Origin of the sequence: Prevotella lacticifex (genome assembly GCF_019973375.1) — a bacterium.
Classification (GTDB): Bacteria; Bacteroidota; Bacteroidia; order Bacteroidales; family Bacteroidaceae; genus Prevotella; species Prevotella lacticifex.
This window is the reverse complement of the sequence record NZ_BPTV01000001.1, coordinates 1921409-1941339: the sequence shown is the minus strand read 5'-3', so window position 1 is coordinate 1941339 and position 19931 is coordinate 1921409. Positions and strand designations below refer to the sequence as shown.

Below are 19931 nucleotides of genomic sequence, written 5' to 3'. Positions count from 1 at the left end.
ATTAAGGCATGTCAAACGAGAAACGACACATAACGCTACACCTGTACAACAGGGAAATGTCTGTAAATGCGCCTGTCGACGATGAGGAATACTACCGCAAGGCCGCGAAACGCATTACTGACACCGTAAACACCTATGCGAGCATCTTCCGCGAATCGGTTCTCCACGGCAAGAAAGACGAGAAAGACATATTATATATGGCTATGCTCGATATTGCCCTTCACTACGAAAAGGAATCATCGCGTAATGATACAGCCCCTTTTGTGGATATTCTCAATCATCTGACCTCGGAAATCGAGGAGGCATTGAACGATGAGTGAAACCTATGAATGAGAATATTCCAACAATAACACAATAATTATATGGTATATGCAATAATCGCGGTAGTCGCCCTGCTTGTTGGCGGTGGCGTCGGATTCGCAATTTTCCAGTATGTCATCACTGGGAAATATAAAAAAATGATGGAGCAGGCCGAAAAGGATGCTAACGTAATCAAACAGAAGAAACTCCTCGAAGTTAAGGAGAAATTCCTCAATCAGAAGAGTGAGCTCGAGAAAGAGGCCCAGCAGCGTAATCAGAAAATTCAGGCCAATGAGAACCGTCTGAAACAAAAGGAGATTGCTCTGAATCAGAAACATGAGGATCTTGTCCGCCGCAAGCAGGAGGTCGACAGTCAGCAGGAACATATCGACAACGATAAGAAAGTGCTCTTGCAGAAGCAGTCTGAACTTGTTAAGATGCAGGATCAGGAGCGTGTTAAGCTCGAGGAGATTTCTGGGCTCAGCGCTGACGAGGCAAAGAGCCGTCTTGTCGAAAGCCTCAAGGACCAGGCCAAACTCGATGCAGCTGCTTATGTCAATGAGATTATGGACGAAGCTAAGCTCAACGCCAATCAGCAGGCCAAGAAGATAGTTATTCAGACCATACAGCGTGTAGCCACCGAGACCGCCATCGAGAATAGCGTCAGCGTGTTCCATATCGACAATGACGAAGTCAAGGGCCGCATCATCGGACGTGAAGGCCGTAATATCCGTGCTCTTGAGGCAGCCACGGGCGTCGAGATTGTCGTCGACGACACCCCTGAGGCTATTGTCATCTCAGCTTTTGATCCTATTCGTCGTGAGGTCTGCCGTCTGGCTCTCCACCAGCTTGTTGCCGACGGGCGCATCCATCCTGCCCGTATTGAGGAAGTTGTGGCAAAAGTCAAGAAACAACTCGAAAACGAGATTATAGAAACCGGTAAGCGCACAGTCATCGATCTTGGCATCCATGGTATGCATCCGGAGCTCGTCCGTATCATCGGAAAGATGAAATACCGTTCGTCCTATGGTCAGAATCTCCTTCAGCACTCTCGTGAGACCGCTAACCTTTGTGCCATCATGGCTGCTGAACTCGGTCTTAATCCTAAGAAGGCAAAGCGTGCCGGACTTCTTCACGATATTGGAAAGGTGCCTGATGAGGAGACCGAGTTGCCGCATGCACTCTACGGTGCCAAGATAGCAGAGAAGTATAAGGAGAAACCCGATATCGTCAATGCCATTGCTGCTCACCACGACGAGGTAGAAATGACCTCACTCATAGCTCCTATCGTCCAGGTTTGCGATGCCATCTCCGGTGCCCGTCCAGGAGCCCGCCGTGAGATCGTCGAGGCCTACATCAAGCGTCTTAACGACCTTGAGGCCATCGCAATGTCATATCCCGGCGTCACGAAGACCTATGCCATTCAGGCTGGCCGTGAGTTGCGGGTGATTGTCGGTGCCGATAAGATGGACGATGCCGAAAGCCAGAAACTCTCTTCTGAGATAGCGACAAAGATTCAGAACGAGATGACGTATCCTGGTCAGGTGAAGATTACAGTCATTCGTGAGACACGTTCCATAGCATATGCTAAATAAATAATTGCCTCCTTCGGGTATCCGGAGGAGGCTTTATTTTTGTAAGCAACACAAAATAAAAGTGAAAAAATCATTTTTATTTTGCTTTTTCTCCGATTTGCACTATCTTTGTATCAATAATAATAATCAATAAAAAAAGTCTGAATTATGGAAAATAACGCAGAGCTTATTGCCCAGTGCGAGAAGAAGGCAAAACAGTGGCTTACCCCCGATTTCGATGAGCGTACCCGTCAGGAAGTGCAGGCTATGCTCGATGACCCCGACAAGACCAATCTTATCGAGTCGTTCTATAAGGATCTCGAGTTCGGTACCGGCGGTCTCCGTGGTATCATGGGTGCTGGTTCCAACCGCATGAACATCTATACCGTTGGTATGGCTACCCAGGGTTTTGCCAACTACCTGAAGAAGAACTTCAAGGACCGCGAGTCTATCAGTGTTGTTGTCTGCCACGACTGCCGCAACAACAGCCGTCTCTATGCTGAGACTGTTGCCAATATTTTCTCGGCCAATGGCATCAAGGCATATCTTTTCGACGATCTTCGTCCTACTCCTGAGTGCTCTTACGCCATCCGTTATCTCAAGGCCCAGGGCGGTGTCAACATCACAGCCAGCCACAACCCCCGCGAGTACAATGGCTACAAGGCTTACTGGGAGGATGGAGCCCAGGTGCTGGCACCTCACGACAAGGGCATCATCGATGAGGTTAACAAGTGCAACATCGAGGATGTGAAGTTCAAGGGCAACAAGGATCTTATTCAGATTATCGGTGAGGATATCGACGAGCCTTATCTTCGCCAGATTCGTACTATCTCCATCGACCGTGATGTCATCCGCCGTCAGCACGATCTGAAGATTGTCTATACTCCGCTTCATGGCGCTGGCCGCGTCATTATTCCGCGCTCACTGGCTTATTGGGGCTTCGACAATGTCTACTGCGTCCCGGAGCAGATGATCAAGGACGGTAACTTCCCGACTGTTGACCGCCCGAATCCGGAGTTTGCAGAGGCTCTTACCCTCGGTTTGAACCTCGCCAAGAAGATTGATGCCGACATTCTCATGGCCAGTGACCCTGATGCTGACCGTATCGGAATGGCCTGCAAGAACGACAAGGGTGAGTGGCAGCTCATCAATGGTAACCAGACCGCCCTCATCTTCCTCTGGTACATCATCACCAACCGTGAGGCTATGGGCCTGATGAAGCCTACAGACTTCATTGTCAAGACCATTGTCACGACAGAAGTTATCAAGAAGATTGCAGACAAGCATCATATTGAGATGCGTGATGTATACACAGGTTTCAAGTGGATTGCACGCGAGATCCGTCTCTCTGAGGGCAAGCAGCAGTACATCGGTGGCGGCGAGGAGAGCTATGGCTTCCTTGCTGAGGATTTCGTCCGCGATAAGGACTCTGTTTCCGCATGTTCTCTGCTTGCTGAGATTTGCGCTTACGCCAAGGACAAGGGCAAGACCCTCTACGATATCCTCATGGACATCTACATGGAATACGGCTTCTCTAAGGAGTTCACTGTCAATGTAGAACGTCCTGGAAAGGCTGGTGCCGACGAGATTCAGCAGATGATGAAGGACTTCCGCGCCAATCCTCCTAAGGAGCTCGGTGGCAGCAAGGTTGTTCTCTGGAAGGACTATCAGAGCCTTGAGGCGACCCACGCTGACGGTTCTAAGACCAAGCTCGAAATGCCTGAGACAAGCAATGTCCTACAGTGGTTCTGCGACGATGATACTAAGGTCAGCGTCCGTCCGTCGGGCACAGAGCCAAAGATTAAGTTCTACATTGAGGTTAAGGACACAATGAAGAGTCCGGCCGACTATGTTGAATGCGACAAACGCGGTGCCGCTAAGATTGAGGCCATCAAGAAGAGCCTTGGCTTGTAATATCTTGCGGCTTTAGGTTATATAGTGCAATAGGGGGGCATATCGATGAATGTTGGTATGTCCCTTTTTTCATTGCTTTGGCTTTGCCGTGTAATGAAGTGATAACAGCCTATATGCCGTTCTCACGTTACTATATCATAGCAAGTACTTCGTTGACGTGAATCTTTTGGCCGATTTATTTTGTTATATCCTCTTTTTGAACTATCTTTGTTGTTAATATGAGAATAGTTTTGATAGGCGCGGGCAATCTTGCCACCAATCTCGGCAAAGCCCTTCATGGCGCCGGACATGACATAGTGCAGGTTTACAGCCACACCTGGGACAACGCCCAGCGGCTGGCTACTATTGTCGGGGGTGCTGCCACCGACGATCTCTCGTCGATAGTGTCTTCCGCCGATGTGTATATTTTCTCCATCAAGGACAGCGCTTTGGGCGAGGTCATACCGCAGGTCGTCAGCGGCCGTGCCGACAAACTGATGATCCACACGGCAGGGTCTATGCCTATGAGCCTCTTCGAGGGCATGGCTCTGCATTATGGCGTTCTGTATCCTATGCAGACCTTTTCGAAGTCGCGTGAGGTCGATTTCAAGGTTATACCCTGTTTTGTCGAGGGCAATGACAGTTATGCGCTGTCAGCCATTGCGGAACTTGCAAGCTCCGTCAGCGACCGTGTCAGCGAGCTGTCGTCCGACGACCGTCGCTATCTCCATCTTGCGGCCGTATGGGCATGCAATTTCACTAACCACTGTTATGAGGTGAGTGCGGAGTTGCTCCGTAAGCACGGCATTCCCTTCGATGTCATGCTCCCGCTTATCGACGAGACAGCCGCAAAAGTTCACGATCTTGCACCCATTGATGCCCAGACAGGGCCCGCTGTCCGTTTCGACGAGAATGTCATCAGGGCTCAGTCGTTGCTTATGCGCGACAACCCACTGCTGAAGGACCTCTACGAACGCATGTCGATGTCGATACATAAGGTGGCTTTGTCGAAGGGGAAGAAGTAGTCAGTAATGTACGTTTTCATGGTTAAAATAGCAATACGATGATTAATTATGACCTTCGAAAAATACGGGCAGTCGTCTTCGATGTCGACGGCGTGCTGTCGTGTTCCACAGTCCTGATGAATGCCGATGGCGAGCCCGTCCGCACGTTGAATATCAAGGACGGCTATGCCATACAGCTTGCCGTGAAGATGGGGCTGCGCCTTGCCATCATGACCGGTGGCCGCAATGAAGAAATCCGGAAGCGCTACAACTACCTCGGTGTCGAGGATGTCTATCTCAGTTGTGCCGTCAAGGTCACCGTATGGGAAGAATTTCTCCATAAGTACGGCCTTACCGATGAAGAGGTTATCTATGTCGGTGATGATATTCCCGACTATCAGATTATGCAACGTGCCGGATGCCCCTGTTGTCCTAAGGACGCAGCCAGCGAGATTCGTGGCATTTCGGCCTATGTCAGCAGCTATGAGGGAGGCAAGGGCTGTGCCCGTGACATCATAGAACAGGTGCTGAAAGCTCAGGGAAAGTGGCTGAGCGACGCTAAAGCTTTTGGATGGTAGATAATGAAACTGAAAGATTATAATATTATTCTTGCCAGCAACTCCCCACGAAGAAAGGAATTGCTGCGCGGACTCGACCTCGACTTTGAGGTTCGTGTCCTGCCCGATGTGTCGGAGAATCACCCCGACAGTCTCGATGCTGCCGACATACCGTTGTACGTCAGTCGCGAGAAAGCCGAGGCATATAAGGATACTCTGCGTCCCCACGACTTGCTTCTCACTGCTGATACCATGGTTATCCTTGGCTCTGAGGCCCTCGGTAAGCCAAAGGACGATGACGATGCCCGCCGCATGCTCCATGCTCTGAGCGGAAAGAGTCACCAGGTCGTCACCGGCGTTACGATAACTTCCACTAAGGTTCAGCGCTCTTTTGCGGTGTCGACTGATGTTACCTTTAAACAGCTCAACGACAAAGAAATAGACTACTATGTTGACAACTATCATCCCCTCGACAAGGCCGGTGCTTATGGCATACAGGAATGGATAGGCTACGTCGGTGTCACGGGGTTGCGCGGAAGTTATTTCAACGTCATGGGACTCCCCGTACAGCGTATTTGGGACGAGTTGAATGCATTTGTAAATCAGTGACTTAGCTTATGAACAACTATCATGTAGAAACAATCAGGAGCAGCGACCGGCTGCCGGAACTTTCCAATAAGAATGTCTTCCATAGTGTTGAGATGTTTCGTGTCCTTGAGAAAGTCTCCGGTTGCACCCCCTACATGATTGTTGTTACCGACGACAAGCGTCGCGTTCATGCCCACATGCTTGCCATCTTATGGCGTCGCGGGTCGCTTCTTCCGCCATACCTGTTCTCTCAGGGCCGTGTCTATGGCGAGGGTGTCTATGCTGACGATGGCGAGCGTAAGGTGCTCTTCCCGATGATGCTCGATGCCGTTGCCAAGGCGTTTCAGCATAAGCTCTGTCTTTTTATCGAGTTTTCGCACATCTCCTCCAAGATGTTCGGCTACCGTGATTTCCGTCGTCATGGTTTCTTTCCTATCTCATGGCTTCACATCCGCAACTCACTTCACAGCATGGTGCCTGAGGAACGGCTGTCGGAACAGCTCCTTCGCACTATCGACAAGGGATACACTGCCGGCATAGTGACGCGTGAGGCCGAAACCGATGATGAGGTCAGAGCCTTCTGGAAGATGCTTAAGAACTACTACCGGTTCAAATTCCACCGTTACATCCCCTCTGAGTCGTTCTGCCTCTGTCTTGAGCGTAGTTCCATAGGTAAGGTCTTTGTCACCCTCAGCCACGATAAAGTCATCGGTGGCAGCATCGTTGTCTACTCGGATAAGGATGCTTATCTGTGGTTCGTGGCCTCGAAGAGGAAATCGCATCCTCTGCACCATCCCGATGTGATGACCGTCTGGCATGCCATCAAGTCGTCGTTCGATAGGGGCATGCGCCACATCTGTTTTATGAATGTAGGCTTACCGCTGCGCCGGAGCCGCTATCGTGACTTCATTCTCAGCTTTGGCGGCAAGCAGGTCAGTTCCTATCGTTGGTTCCATTTCACGATAGGGTGGATGAACAAACTCCTTTCTTGGATTTATCGGGAGTAGAAGTAAACGGCATGCCCGTCGGTATCGCATAGTTTTTCCCGTCGGTCATGCCGTTTTAGGGTTGTTTTTCTTCTCAGTTTAGATTCCCTGTGCCATCATCGCACGGGCCACTTTCATGAATCCGGCTACGTTAGCACCCTTGACGTAGTTGATGTAGCCGTCGGGCTCGGTACCGTATTTTACGCAGTTCTCGTGGATGTTGTCCATGATGGCGTGCAGACGGTCGTCGACTTCCTTTGCCGTCCACTTCAGACGCTCCGAGTTTTGCGACATCTCCAGACCAGATGTGGCCACGCCACCGGCGTTGCTGGCCTTTCCCGGGCAGTAGAGAATCTTCGCGTCCTGGAAGGCTTTGATAGCCTCCGGAGTACACGGCATGTTGGCACCCTCGCTGACAGCGATAACACCATTGGCCAACAGGGTCTTTGCAGCCTCACCGTCAATCTCGTTCTGTGTAGCGCATGGCGTGGCTATGTCGGCTTTCTCGCCCCATGGCTTTGCACCGTTGCCTACATATTTCACTCCGTATTTCTCGGCATATTCCTTAATACGCCCGCGCTCTACGTTCTTCAGTTCCATGATGTAAGCGAGCTTCTCCTCGTCGATGCCATCGGGATCGTAGATGTAACCGTCTGAGTCGGAGCAGGTCACAGGTTTGGCCCCAAGCTGAAGGAGCTTCTCTATGGTGTACTGGGCCACGTTGCCGGCACCCGAGACGAGCACGGTCTTGCCCTTGATGTCTATGTCGCGGGTGTGGAGCATGTCGTCGAGGAAGTATACGTTGCCGTAGCCTGTTGCCTCAGGACGGATGAGTGAGCCACCGAATTCCTGGCCCTTTCCGGTGAGAATGCCCACAAACTGGTGTGTGAGCCGCTTGTACTCGCCGAACATGTAGCCCACCTCGCGACCGCCAACACCGATGTCTCCTGCCGGCACGTCGGTGTCGGGACCAATGTAGCGCGACAGCTCGTCCATGAATGCATTACAGAAGCGCATGACCTCGTTGTTCGATTTTCCGCGTGGGGAGAAGTCGGAACCACCCTTGGCACCACCCATGGGCAGTGTTGTCAGCGAGTTCTTGAAAGTCTGCTCGAAAGCCAGGAACTTCAGAATCGACTCGTTGACAGATGCGTGGAAACGGATACCGCCTTTGTACGGGCCAATGGCGTTGTTGTGCTGGATGCGATAGCCCATATTGGTCTGCACCTTACCCTTGTCGTCAACCCAGTTGACTCTGAACTTGATGACGCGGTCAGGGATGCACAGACGCTCGATGAGGTTGTAGCGGTCGAACTCCGGGTGCTTGTTGTACTCTTCTTCAATTGTTCCCAACACCTGCGAAACGGCCTGGATATACTCCGGCTGTCCGGGGAACTGCAGTTTCAGTCTCTCTACGACTTCTGTTGCTTTCATAAGAAATCTTTCCTTTTATTGGTTGTTAATTGGTTGATTAGTTTGCGCTTGCAAAGTTAATAAAAAAAGCTTGCTAAAGCAAGTAATTATTCATTTTTATGCCCGAAAAGTTATTCTTTTGCTCAAATCCGATTCCGGGAGTGCTCAAGATGATGTGTCGCGTGATGGCATTTTCATGGTATTTGAAAGAGAAAACGGTGCGTCCGGATTATTTTCCGTTGATTTGTGGCAAGCGGAATCTTCTGTATCTCGCTCGCTAATTCTCGCTTCCTAACCCTGATTATTATGATATCCGGAGTGACTATACATATTATATAATGTCCAGTCAGAATTCTATCGGTTCGGATTGATTGTCTTCCGAGTGCAAAGTTACAAAATAATTTTCCCGAATCCAAATTTTAGCAGGGTAGAAAGGGGTATAGTTTGGGGTATAGAAAGGGGTATAGTAGTTGACTGTTGATCCTGTTATATTATATTCTTGATGATCTAAGCCATTGTGAATGTGGCCGTTAGATTGGATGATAATGGATTAGTAGCGAAGAAAAAACCTTATCCCTCGGGTGGGGGATAAGGTTCGATGTATACTTTAGTCGATGTTCTTCAGTATGGCGAGCAGGAAGTCCCAAACCTGCTTTACTGTCGGGATGTGCAGGCACTCGTCGGGGGTGTGGACGTTGCGGAGCGTAGGACCGAAGCTAATCATGTCGAGGTCAGGGTACTTCTCCGAGAACAGACCGCACTCGAGTCCGGCGTGGATGCCCTTGACAATCGGGTCCTTACCGAAGAGCTGGTTATATTCCTTCACTGCAATCTTCACCAATTCCGAGTTAGGATTCATCTTCCATGCGGGATATCCGTCGGTCTGGGTGACCTTGGCTCCGGCGAGTTGGAAAGCGGCCTTAACGGTGTTCGACATGTTCCGCAGGTTGCTCATGACGTTAGAGCGCTGGCTGGAAACGACTTCCACCTTCTCCTCAGAGCTCTGAACACTGGCGATATTGCTCGAAGTCTCAACCATCCACTCCAGGGCCTTGTCCTGGCACATGGCGAGGACACCGTTGTCGACGGCCTGCAGAGCGCGGATGAGATTCTCCGAAATCTGCTTTGGCAATACCTTCTCGGCATCGGCCGACGCGAGGTTCCACTTCATGGTGGTGTCGGTAACGTGATATTCGTCCTCCACGTCGCTTGAGAACAGATTCCAGTCGGCCTTCACATCTTCCTTCTTGTCGGCGGGAACGGCGAAGACAATCTTTCCGTCGCGTGGGATAGCGTTGTGCATTTTACCGCTGTTGAACTGTGCCAGACGCAGATCCATCTTCTCCTGCTCATTATAGAGGAACCGCGAGAGAATCTTTATGGCGTTGGCGCGTTTCTTCTCGATGTCGTCGCCCGAGTGTCCGCCGTTGAGGCCCTTGAGCGTTCCCTCCATGAAGAAGTAGCCCTCGGGAGCATCCTCGCGCTTGAAGTCGAACTCGGCGATGGTGCTCTTACCGCCGGCGCAGCTGACGAAGATCTGTCCTTCCTCCTCCGAGTCGAGGTTGATGAGGTACTTGCCGGTCATGAAACCGGGCTTCATGCCGAAGGCACCGGTGAGCTGGGTCTCCTCGTCGCGGGTGAAAACGCACTCTATAGGACCGTGCTCAATGTCGTCGGAATCGAGGATAGCGAGCTCTATGGCATCGCCGATACCGTCGTCGGCACCGAGGGTAGTGCCCTTGGCGTGCATCCACTCTCCGTCGACATAAGTCTGGATGGCATCCTTGGAGAAGTCGAAGTCGACATCGACGAGCTTATCGCAGACCATGTCCATGTGGCTCTGGAGGATAACGGTAGGCTTGTTCTCCATGCCCTTCGTGGCCGGCTTGCGGATAAGGACGTTGCCGGTCTCGTCGACTTTCGTCTCCAGACCGTGCTCCTTACCGAACTCCTTGAGATACTCAATCATCTTTTCCTCGTGCTTCGACGGACGGGGAATCTTGTTGATTTTTGAAAACTGCTCGAAAACGCGAGCTGGCGTTAGTTCATTGTTTGCCATTTTTCTATTGATTTCTTTTGATATTTCGTTCAATTGCATTACCTTTGCAACCAATTCTATTGCAAAATTACAAAAAATGGTCAAGATATTCCTTGTCAGCGTGTTAATAATTGCTATTGCGGTAGCATTGATGGCCGTACGTTCCTTTTTTATTAAGGGCGGCGAAATGAAATCGCAGCATATCAAGGACAATGAGTTCCTCAAGAGCAAGGGCATCCATTGCGTCCTCGATCAGGACCGCGAGGCGAGGAATGACGTCAGGAACAAATAATCAATATATAAAATGAAGAAGATTCTTTTAACTTTGTCTGTTGCAGCCATGCTCGGAATGGGTATGACCTCGTGCAACAATCAGCCACAGAAGAACGACACCCAGGACTCCTCGACGAAGGGTAGCATTGCCGACAGTCAGGCCGACATGAAGATTGCCTACGTCGAAGTTGATTCCATCATGAGCCAGTATCAGTACTGGAAGGATGTCATGAAGCTCATGCAGGGCAAGGAAGCCAACATCCAGAAGACCCTCCAGGGTAAGCAGCAGAGCCTGCAGCAGGCCGCAGCCAACTTCCAGCAGGGCATCCAGTCGAATAAGTTCAGCCGCGACGAGGCGCAGCAGATCCAGGCCAATCTGCAGATGCAGGCCCAAGAGGGCGATCAGTTGCAGCAGCGCCTGAGCAACGAGTACCAGAAAGAGGTAAGCAAGTATAATCAGGCTCTCTCCGACAGTATCCACCACTTCCTCGCCGAATACAACAAGGACAAGAAGTTCACGCTCATCCTTGCCAAGCAGGGTGACAATATTCTCTACGCCAACAATGCCCTCGACATCACCGATCAGGTGGTCGCCGGACTGAACAAGCGCTATAAGGGAATGGGAAATAAGAAATAAGACATATATTCCGGCAGACAACTGAAAACCCGCGCCAGATCGGTCTGGACGCGGGTTCTTCTTTGTCTGACCAGCATGGCCCGTGCTTGTGGGTGATGGACATGATAAAGATGTGTGTCTGTTGACTTCGATGGCAGCGACAAGCAATTTACAGCAGGGACGTTTGCTGAAACCATTTGAGAGCGCTTGTTCCGCAAGGGAGTTATGGGTTTTGTGCTTTTGCCGCTTAGTGATTGTTCGGCGGGTTTTGAGGGCACTTGTATTTTCCAACTTCTATCTCTTGGCAATTCCAAAAGGATGGATACACCAAAATCGTGCGGCGGTCGCTCCAAGAACGTTTCTCGTTTGTGAATTATTTTGACACCATTCCAATATGTATCGTTTGGCGTTCCAATATGGACCGTTTCGCGTACTCAAACGGTCCGTTTTAGAGTGCGAAACGGGCCGTTTGGGAACGCTAAATGATATGTTTCTGTATCTGTTTGATTATGAGGTGGTTGCAAGGTCAAGCTAATTTAATCATTACTGTGAAATATTCTTACATATCATACAGCTGTTTTCTTGTCTCGAAGAACCTATATTGAACTGTAGACGGTGCCGGTTTTGTATTTGGTATTTTGCGTCTTGTCATGGGATGGCACCGGCAATGCTGACGATATTCGGTAGATTACCGGATTACTATGGTCTGTGAGGCTGTTTCAGCGGCGACAAATTGCGGTGCAGGGCAGGGCGGTGGCCACAAACAGTTAAAGTATCTTTAAAAGCGATTCCTTTGTTCTCTGACGTTTCCGTGAGTCGTTTTTTTTTCGTAATTTTACACCTTGAATTTAGCCCTAAAATCGATTAGAAGGCAAATAAAGGGCAAATAAGGCGATTTTAACATAAAACTATATAATGGACGACAACAAGACAATTGATCAGGACAGGATTATGAAAATCAACATTGAGGAGGAGATGAAGACCTCTTACATCGACTATAGTATGTCGGTGATAGTGGCCCGTGCCCTCCCTGATGTAAGAGACGGTTTCAAACCTGTCCACCGCCGTATCCTCTTCGGAATGCGCGGTATAGGCAACTTCAGCAACCAACCTTATAAGAAATGTGCCCGCGTCGTGGGTGAGGTATTAGGAAAGTACCACCCTCACGGCGATAGCTCAGTCTACGGTGCACTCGTCCGTATGGGCCAGAGCTGGAATATGCGTTACACCCTCGTCGACGGTCAGGGTAACTTCGGTTCCGTCGACGGTGACTCTCCGGCTGCCATGCGTTATACCGAGTGCCGCCTGTCGAAGATGGGTGAGCACATCATGGACGATATTGAGAAGGATACCGTCGACATGGTGAACAACTTCGACGACACACTCAAGGAGCCGTCGGTGATGCCTACGAAGATTCCGAACCTCTTGGTCAACGGAGGCAACGGTATTGCCGTGGGCATGGCCACAAACATTCCTACCCATAACCTCAACGAGGTTATCGATGGCTGCTGCGCATATATTGACAATCCCGACATCGACCTCGACGGACTGATGAAGTATATTCCGGCTCCTGACTTCCCCACGGGAGCGTATATCTATGGTCTGAAGGGCGTTCGCGATGCTTATGCCACCGGTCGTGGACGTGTTGTGATGCGTGCTAAGGCCGAGATTGAGAGCGGCGACCAGCACGATAAGATTGTCGTCACGGAGATTCCTTATGGCGTCAACAAGCAGCAGCTTATCGAGTATATCGCCGATCTCGTCAAGGAAGGCAAGATCGACGGAATATCCAATGTCAACGACGAGACCGGCCGACAGGGTATGCGCATCGTCGTCGACGTGCGCCGCGATGCCAATGCCAATGTCATCCTCAACAAGCTGTTCAAGATGACAGCCCTCCAGAGCTCGTTCTCTGTCAACTGCATCGCCCTTGTCAACGGTCGCCCGCGGTTGCTGACGCTCAAGGACTGCATAAAGTACTTTGTTGAGCACCGGCATGAGGTGACCATCCGCCGCACGCAGTTCGACCTGAAGAAGGCTCAGGAGCGCGCTCACATCCTCGAGGGATTGATTATCGCCGTGAACAATATCGACGAGGTAGTAGAGATTATCAAAGGCAGTAAGACTCCGAGCGATGCCCAACGCAATCTCGAAAAGCGCTTCGAGCTCGATGAGGTGCAGTCGAAGGCTATCGTCGATATGCGTCTTGGCTCACTGACAAGTCTGCAGGTCGACAAGCTCCATGCTGAGTATGACGACTTGATGAAGACTATCGATGAGCTCCAGGAGATTCTCAACAACCCTGAACGCTGCAAGCAGGTGATGAAGGATGACTTGAATGAAGTCAAGGAAAAGTATGGTGATGAGCGCCGTACGGAGATTATCCCCGATGAGCATGAGTTCAATGCTGAGGACTTCTATCCCAACGATCCTGTTGTCATCACTATTAGCCATCTCGGCTACATCAAGCGCACACCGTTGTCCGACTTCCGTGAGCAGGCCCGCGGTGGAGTAGGGGCCAAGGGAGCACGTACCCGCGAGAAGGATTTCACCGAGTTTATCTACCCGGCAACAATGCATCAGACGATGCTCTTCTTCACACGCCAGGGCCGTTGCTACTGGATGAAGTGCTACGAGATTCCGGAAGGCGACAAGAACTCTAAGGGACGTGCCATCCAGAACCTCCTCGCTCTCGAGCCGGGCGACACCGTAAACGCTTGTCTGCGGCTGCGTGCCAATGTCTCCGACGAATTCCTCGATACTCATTTCGTTGTCTTTGCAACGAAGATGGGCCTCGTCAAGAAGACAAGTCTGAGGGCTTACTCGAATCCACGGTCTAAAGGTATCATCGCAATCAATATCAATGAGGGCGATGAGGTAGTTGACGTGCGCCTCACCAACGGCCATAACGAGCTTATTTTGGCCGACCGTAACGGACGTGCATGCCGTTTCGACGAGAGCAATGTGCGCACTATGGGACGTGTGTCGACAGGTGTCAGAGGAATGATGCTCGACGATGACGGTGAGGACGAGGTCGTAGGAATGATCGTCGTCAATAATCCTGAGAGTGAGACAGTTATGGTCGTGTCGCAGTCGGGATACGGAAAACGCTCGCAGGTGGAGGACTACCGCAAGACACACCGTGGCGGTAAGGGTGTGAAGACCCTCAATATCACCGACAAGACCGGAAAACTTGTGGCCATAAAGAATGTCACCGACGATAACGACCTGATGATTATCAACAAGAGCGGAATCGTTATCCGCCTCGCAGTGGCCGAGTGCCGTGTCATGGGACGCGCCACTCAAGGCGTACGACTTATCAATCTCGCTAAGAAGAATGATGTCATAGCAAGCGTTTGTAAGGTAATGAGCTCTAAGTTGGAGGCCTCGGTAGAGGAGGAAAGCCGCTCGGCATGGGCTAAAACCAACGAGGAGATAAAGAGTGATACCGCAAGTGCTGAACCCGCCGGAGACGAGGCAGAGACACTGCCCGACGACAATGACGGCAACGAAAGTGGCGAGGGCTCGGACGCTCCCGTGGACTTCGATTAGTAAAACCTAACATTAAATATTTAATATTTTCCAAGAATGAAAAAAACTATGATGATTGCGGTCCTGATGCTTCTCTCAGTGTCGGCCGCGTTCGCTGGAAACAGCGATGCTCTGAAGGCAATCCTCAAGGCGGATTCTTACACGGAGGCTGCTAAGCTCGTTGAGTCGAGTCTCGGACAGCTTGCCGACAACGCCGAGAAGGCTACTGCCTACAACAAGATCGTCGACCTGGCTCTCGCTAAGTACAACGAGGAAAGTGCTAAGGTCGCTATCAAGAAAGAAGCTGATGAGGCCGGAATGTACGACGCTCTCGATGCAGCTTACACTGCCGCCGCTGAGTGCTACAAGTACGACCAGCTCCCTAACGCAAAGGGAAAAGTAAAGCCAAAGTACAGCAAAGTTAACGCTGTGCGCCTCTATCAGCTCCGTCCAAACCTCATCAATGGCGGTGGATTCTTCCAAGGCAAGGACAACAAAAAGGCTTTCAAGCTGCTCAGCTACTATGTGACCAGCAACTCTGAGCCAATGTTCAATGAGGTAAAGACCGATGCTGCCAAGGATCCTAACTATCTCAACGCTGCTTTCTTTGCTGGTTACATGGCTTATATGGATCACGACTGGGCTAATGCAGAGAAGTATGCTGGCATGGCCGTCAACGATTCAGCCAATGGTGCCAACGCCCTGAACATCATGCTCACAGCTATGAAGGCACAGCTCAAGACTGCTGCCGACTCAGCTGAGTTCATCAACAAGTGCAAGGCTCTCTACGAGAAGAATCCTGACAACCAGATGATCTTTGCTAACCTCGTTGACGCTTACTCTCAGGCAGGTAAAGCTACTGAGGCTGAGCAGCTTGTCAACAGCCGTCTCGAGCGTGAGCCTAACGATTTCATCGCTCTGATGGTCAAGGGTCAGTTCCTCGAACAGCACGATAAGTTCCAGGAGGCTGCCGACGCTCTGAAGAAATCTTTAGCTAACGCACCTGAGCAGAATAAGCTCATGCTCAACGCAACCATCGGCGACTGCTATCTCTATCACGCTCAGAAGCGTCTGGAAAAGGTCAGTGGAGTCCTCTCGAAGGCCGCTAAGGAGCAGTTTGTCCCTGTCTATAACGAGGCTATCAAGTACTACGAGGCTGCCAAGGCTCTCGATAAGGACGGCTCGCAGAAAGCTAAGTACGCTGCACGTCTGTACAGCTGCTACTATTTTGTACTCGGTGAGAACGATCCTAAGACTCAGGAAGCAAAGTCTTACGCAGGTTATTAATAGTTAAACTAAATAATCCCTCCTCGTGTGGACATCGTTCCTGCACTTGGAGGGATTGTCATTTTCAAATTAAAACATGAAAAAGGCATTCGTTGTTTTATCACTCTTGATGATGGCTTTTGCCGCGTCGGCACAATCGGGAAATCCTAAGAAAAATGCGGAGAAGATGAGCCAGCGCGCACAGGGAATCTACTACGAGGTGGAGAATGAATCCGCCGCCGACTCGGTGCGCTATTTCCGCAACGTCATGGACTGCGTGGAGTATAGTCTGGAGAGCGATAATTACGACAGAATGCCCGACGGAGCAGGGGTTACAAAGCTCCGTCACGAGTCGGATAACTTCAAGCGTGTAGCCAAACTCCGGCCCTTGTTAATTGACGCAGGGCTCTATCTTGCAGGCCACCACTACCGACAGGACGGCATAAATGCTTGGAAACTATATATCAAGGCATCCGAAAGTCCGTTGATGAAAGCCGACAACAAGAACGACGAAACGGCGTTGGCGGCATTCTATATAGCCCAAACCTCACTTTTGGAACGTAACTACAAGGCCGCTGACAGGTATGCAGATATCGCCATGAGGGATGACGACATTGCCCAGGATGCCGCGGAGATAAAAGCGCGGTGTATGCACGACCAGATGGTTACGCACGAAGATTCGGCCAAGTATCTCTCCGTCGTAGCCGAGTTGTACCGTTCCGACCCGTCAAACTCCACTTATTTCGCATGGCTCATGCAGTTTTATGGGCGTGAGAACCGCAGTTTCAACCTTGAAAACTTCATCGACGACCAGCTGCAGCGTTTCCCCAAGTCGCCAATTCCATGGATACTGAAGGGCGAGACGGCCATGCACGCCAAACGGTGGAATGAGGCTGTCGATGCATATAAGCACGCTGATGAGCTCGATCCTAAGCAGGTGCCGGTGATATATAATATAGGTGTATGCCTCATGGACTGGGCTTTGGAAACCGGAAGGCAGGGGACAAAAGACCACGATCCCGATACGAAGGAGAAAGTGGCCAATCTCAATGCTCAGGCACGCAACTATCTTGAACGTGTTCAGGTTATGGACCCGCATCGGGATAAAGTCGACTGGGTAACACCACTTTACAGAATATACGTTATGCTCGGCGACGAGATAAAAGCCGAGGAACTGAAGCCACTTGTCCGACGATAAGCAGGCCGAATCATTATCCGCCATTTGTGACGGTAGGATGATATTATTTGATTGACTGATGGTAAGATTTTTTTATCATAAATATATTATTTCAGCGATGAGACTCATAGTGGTCGCATTGATGGTCCTTGTGTCCGTCAGTGCGGTGGCACAGAAAAAGCAGATTTCGCAGGCTCGCGATTACATTAAGAGCGGTAAGAACCTTGACAAGGCCGAGAGCATTCTGAGGACTCAGCTCGCCGACTCAGCTCAGAGAAACAACCTCAAGGTGTGGCAGTTGCTGATGGATGCCCTCACGGCACAGTACGAGCATGGCAACGAGCAGCTCTACTTGAAGCAGAAATACGATACTCTCACTTTCTTCACCACTGCCCGCAAGCTTTTTGAGGCGGGCGAATCGATGGATTCTGTCGACATGCAGCCCGACGATGAGGGCCGTGTGCACACGAAATACCGTGCCCGTAACGCAGCCTATCTTGTCAGAATACTTCCTAATCTCTACTATGGCGGAGTTTTTCTCGTCAATAAGAAAAATTATAAGCTGGCATACGACTATTTCGATCACTACCTTTCAGTGTCCCTAAAGCCGCTGTTCACCGGCATGCGCATCGATTCCACAAGCTCGATGGGTGTCAGTGCCGCTTACTGGACGATGTACTGTGGGTTCAAAATGGGCTCTGCACCTTTGATAATGCGGCATCATCAGCTTGCCGAAAAGGACACCTCACAGCTCGCTTTCGTCATGCAGTATGAGGCTGAGGCTTACGAGATTATGAACGACACACAAAAATATGTCGACTGTCTGCGGAAAGGATTCAACCGTTATCCCAAATTTCCGTTCTTCTTTCCGCGGCTTATGGAATATTATGACAAGACAATGCAGAACGATTCGGCCCTCGCCCTTGTCAACAGAGCCCTTTCCGTCGACTCGACAAGTCAGTTCTACCGTTATGCCAAGAGTTCCGTCTACCTTAATATGGGGCGCTACGAGGACTGCATAGACATCTGCGACAAGCTGATAAAAGAGAACGAGAACCTTGCCGATGCCTATTACAACGCAGGATTGTCATACTTCAACATGGCCATCGAACTCGATAAGATGCGCCAGGAGAGCCGCTACAACCGTCGCCGTATCCTCGAACTGTACAATAAGGCGCTCCCTTACCTTGAAACATACAGGAAATTGGCACCCGACCGTCAGGACAATTGGATATCACCCCTATACACAATATACTTGAATCTCAATATGGGAAAGAAGTTTGACGAGATAGACAATATACGAAATGAATACAAACGAAATCATAAATAAATTAGGTATCCGTCCCAACGACATGCAGAATGCGGTATTCGATGCCATGTCCGGCGGCACCGACGACATCGTAGTCCTGTCACCGACGGGCACCGGCAAGACCTATGCTTACCTCATTCCCCTTGCCTCACAACTCGATTCTCAGTCGGATGCGTTGCAGGCAGTAGTGCTATTGCCGGGGCGTGAGCTTGCCTTGCAGTCGGCTAACGTGCTGAAATCGATGGGCTCCGGTCTGCGGACTATGGCTCTTTACGGCGGACGACCAACGATGGACGAGCATCGTGAGCTACGTACTGTCCGACCGCAGATAGTCTTTGCCACCCCTGGCCGTCTCAACGACCATCTCGATAAGGGTAATATCAGTGCCGCATCGGTCAGGACCCTCGTCATTGATGAGTTCGACAAGATGCTCCAGATGGGCTTTCAGGACGAGATGACCGCAATTATCGGCAAGCTGCCGACAGCTATCCGGCGTGTCCTTCTCTCGGCCACCGATGCCGAGGAGATACCGTCCTATCTGCGCAGCGGCTTCAATCCCGTCCGTCTGAACTTCATTGCAGCTGATGAGGCTGCCGCTGAGCGGGTGAAAATATTTAAAGTGCAAAGCCCCGAAAAGGATAAACTCGAGACGCTGAAGCGACTGCTTATCGACCTTGGCGAGCAGAGCAGTGTCGTATTCCTCAACTATCGGGACTCCGTGGAGCGCACCGCCAGCTACCTTACCGAAGAAGGATTTACCGTCAGTCTCTTCCATGGCGGCCTCGACCAGCAGGACCGCGAAAGGGCCCTCTACCGGTTCAGCAACGGGACTGCCAACATTCTCGTCTGCACCGACCTCGCCAGTCGCGGTCTCGACATCCCGGACATCAAGAATATCATCCATTATCACATTCCTGAGAGCGAGGATGCCTACGTCCACCGCACCGGCCGCACGGCACGATGGGATAAGGACGGGCGCGCCTTCTTCATCCTTGCTCCCGGCGAGACCGTCCCCGACTATGTCGAGCAGGCTTCCGCCGATGCCGCGAAAGGGCAGGACAGAACTCCTCTTGCCGACTATAATCCCGTCGGTGACGGTCCCGTCCCCCAGCCCCTCATGACCACTATATATATAGGTAAGGGTAAGAAAGACAAAATTTCCAAGGGCGACATCGTCGGATTCCTGTGTAAGAAAGGCGGTCTGAAAGGCTCTGAGATTGGGCGCATCGATGTCTATCAGCGCTACGCCTACGCCGCTGTGCCACGCCGTAAGCTACGGCAGGTTTTGAGGGGAACACATGGCGAGAAAATCAAGGGTGTAAAGACAATTGTCGAAGAAGTGACGATATAAGACCACTTATTTGGCAAAATGTTGCGTTTTTATTTTGAATTCTGAAATAAAAAGT

The 19931-nt window shown here is 50.8% G+C and carries 16 protein-coding genes; 14 read left to right on the top strand and 2 right to left on the bottom strand.

Annotated features, from left to right (window positions below):
- Positions 1-8: 8 nt before the first annotated feature.
- From LDN30_RS07610 to LDN30_RS07580, 7 genes are all read left to right on the top strand, one after another.
- Positions 9-320, top strand: coding sequence for a cell division protein ZapA (locus LDN30_RS07610; RefSeq protein WP_223926142.1), 312 nt, complete (start codon positions 9-11; stop codon positions 318-320).
- 42 nt (positions 321-362) lie between these two features.
- Positions 363-1895: a ribonuclease Y gene (rny, locus tag LDN30_RS07605; protein ID WP_223926141.1), complete on the top strand. Its 1533-nt coding sequence runs from the start codon at positions 363-365 to the stop codon at positions 1893-1895.
- A 147-nt stretch (positions 1896-2042) separates the two neighbouring features.
- Positions 2043-3788 (top strand): phospho-sugar mutase, encoded by a 1746-nt coding sequence (locus tag LDN30_RS07600; RefSeq protein WP_223926140.1) that lies wholly within the window; start codon positions 2043-2045, stop codon positions 3786-3788.
- 218 nt (positions 3789-4006) lie between these two features.
- Positions 4007-4792, top strand: a complete 786-nt coding sequence (locus LDN30_RS07595; protein WP_223926139.1) for a Rossmann-like and DUF2520 domain-containing protein — start codon at positions 4007-4009, stop codon at positions 4790-4792.
- Positions 4793-4830: 38 nt separating this feature from the next.
- Positions 4831-5349 carry a KdsC family phosphatase gene (locus LDN30_RS07590; protein WP_223926138.1) on the top strand — a complete coding sequence of 173 codons (519 nt, stop codon included), beginning with the start codon at positions 4831-4833 and terminating at the stop codon, positions 5347-5349.
- A 3-nt stretch (positions 5350-5352) separates the two neighbouring features.
- Entirely contained in the window at positions 5353-5937 is a 585-nt protein-coding gene (locus LDN30_RS07585; RefSeq protein WP_223929139.1) for a Maf-like protein, read from the top strand.
- 8 nt (positions 5938-5945) lie between these two features.
- Positions 5946-6923 carry a GNAT family N-acetyltransferase gene (locus LDN30_RS07580; RefSeq protein WP_223929138.1) on the top strand — a complete coding sequence of 326 codons (978 nt, stop codon included), beginning with the start codon at positions 5946-5948 and terminating at the stop codon, positions 6921-6923.
- A gap of 78 nt (positions 6924-7001) precedes the next feature.
- Here the strand turns inward: LDN30_RS07580 and LDN30_RS07575 are convergent, their stop codons facing one another.
- Complete coding sequence (locus LDN30_RS07575; protein ID WP_223926135.1) at positions 7002-8336, bottom strand: NADP-specific glutamate dehydrogenase; 1335 nt, start codon at positions 8334-8336, stop codon at positions 7002-7004.
- Between the two features lie 586 nt (positions 8337-8922).
- Positions 8923-10374, bottom strand: a complete 1452-nt coding sequence (locus LDN30_RS07570; protein WP_223926134.1) for an aminoacyl-histidine dipeptidase — start codon at positions 10372-10374, stop codon at positions 8923-8925.
- 76 nt (positions 10375-10450) lie between these two features.
- Between LDN30_RS07570 and LDN30_RS07565 the strand changes: the two genes are divergently transcribed.
- From LDN30_RS07565 to LDN30_RS07535, 7 genes are all read left to right on the top strand, one after another.
- Complete coding sequence (locus LDN30_RS07565) at positions 10451-10645, top strand: hypothetical protein (RefSeq protein WP_223926133.1); 195 nt, start codon at positions 10451-10453, stop codon at positions 10643-10645.
- Between the two features lie 12 nt (positions 10646-10657).
- Positions 10658-11263, top strand: a complete 606-nt coding sequence (locus LDN30_RS07560) for an OmpH/Skp family outer membrane protein (RefSeq protein WP_223926132.1) — start codon at positions 10658-10660, stop codon at positions 11261-11263.
- Positions 11264-12157: 894 nt separating this feature from the next.
- The gene (gene gyrA / locus LDN30_RS07555) at positions 12158-14794 is read left to right on the top strand and encodes a DNA gyrase subunit A (protein ID WP_223926131.1); all 2637 of its coding nucleotides are present in this window, start codon (positions 12158-12160) and stop codon (positions 14792-14794) included.
- Positions 14795-14842: 48 nt separating this feature from the next.
- A complete protein-coding gene (locus LDN30_RS07550) occupies positions 14843-16060 on the top strand; it encodes a tetratricopeptide repeat protein (RefSeq protein WP_223926130.1) in 1218 nt (405 codons plus the stop codon).
- A 76-nt stretch (positions 16061-16136) separates the two neighbouring features.
- Positions 16137-17237 carry a tetratricopeptide repeat protein gene (locus tag LDN30_RS07545; protein WP_223926129.1) on the top strand — a complete coding sequence of 367 codons (1101 nt, stop codon included), beginning with the start codon at positions 16137-16139 and terminating at the stop codon, positions 17235-17237.
- 97 nt (positions 17238-17334) lie between these two features.
- Positions 17335-18546, top strand: coding sequence for a tetratricopeptide repeat protein (locus LDN30_RS07540; RefSeq protein ID WP_223926128.1), 1212 nt, complete (start codon positions 17335-17337; stop codon positions 18544-18546).
- Complete coding sequence (locus LDN30_RS07535) at positions 18521-19876, top strand: DEAD/DEAH box helicase (RefSeq protein ID WP_223929137.1); 1356 nt, start codon at positions 18521-18523, stop codon at positions 19874-19876. Before LDN30_RS07540 ends, LDN30_RS07535 begins: the two co-directional genes overlap by 26 nt.
- Positions 19877-19931: the final 55 nt, after the last annotated feature.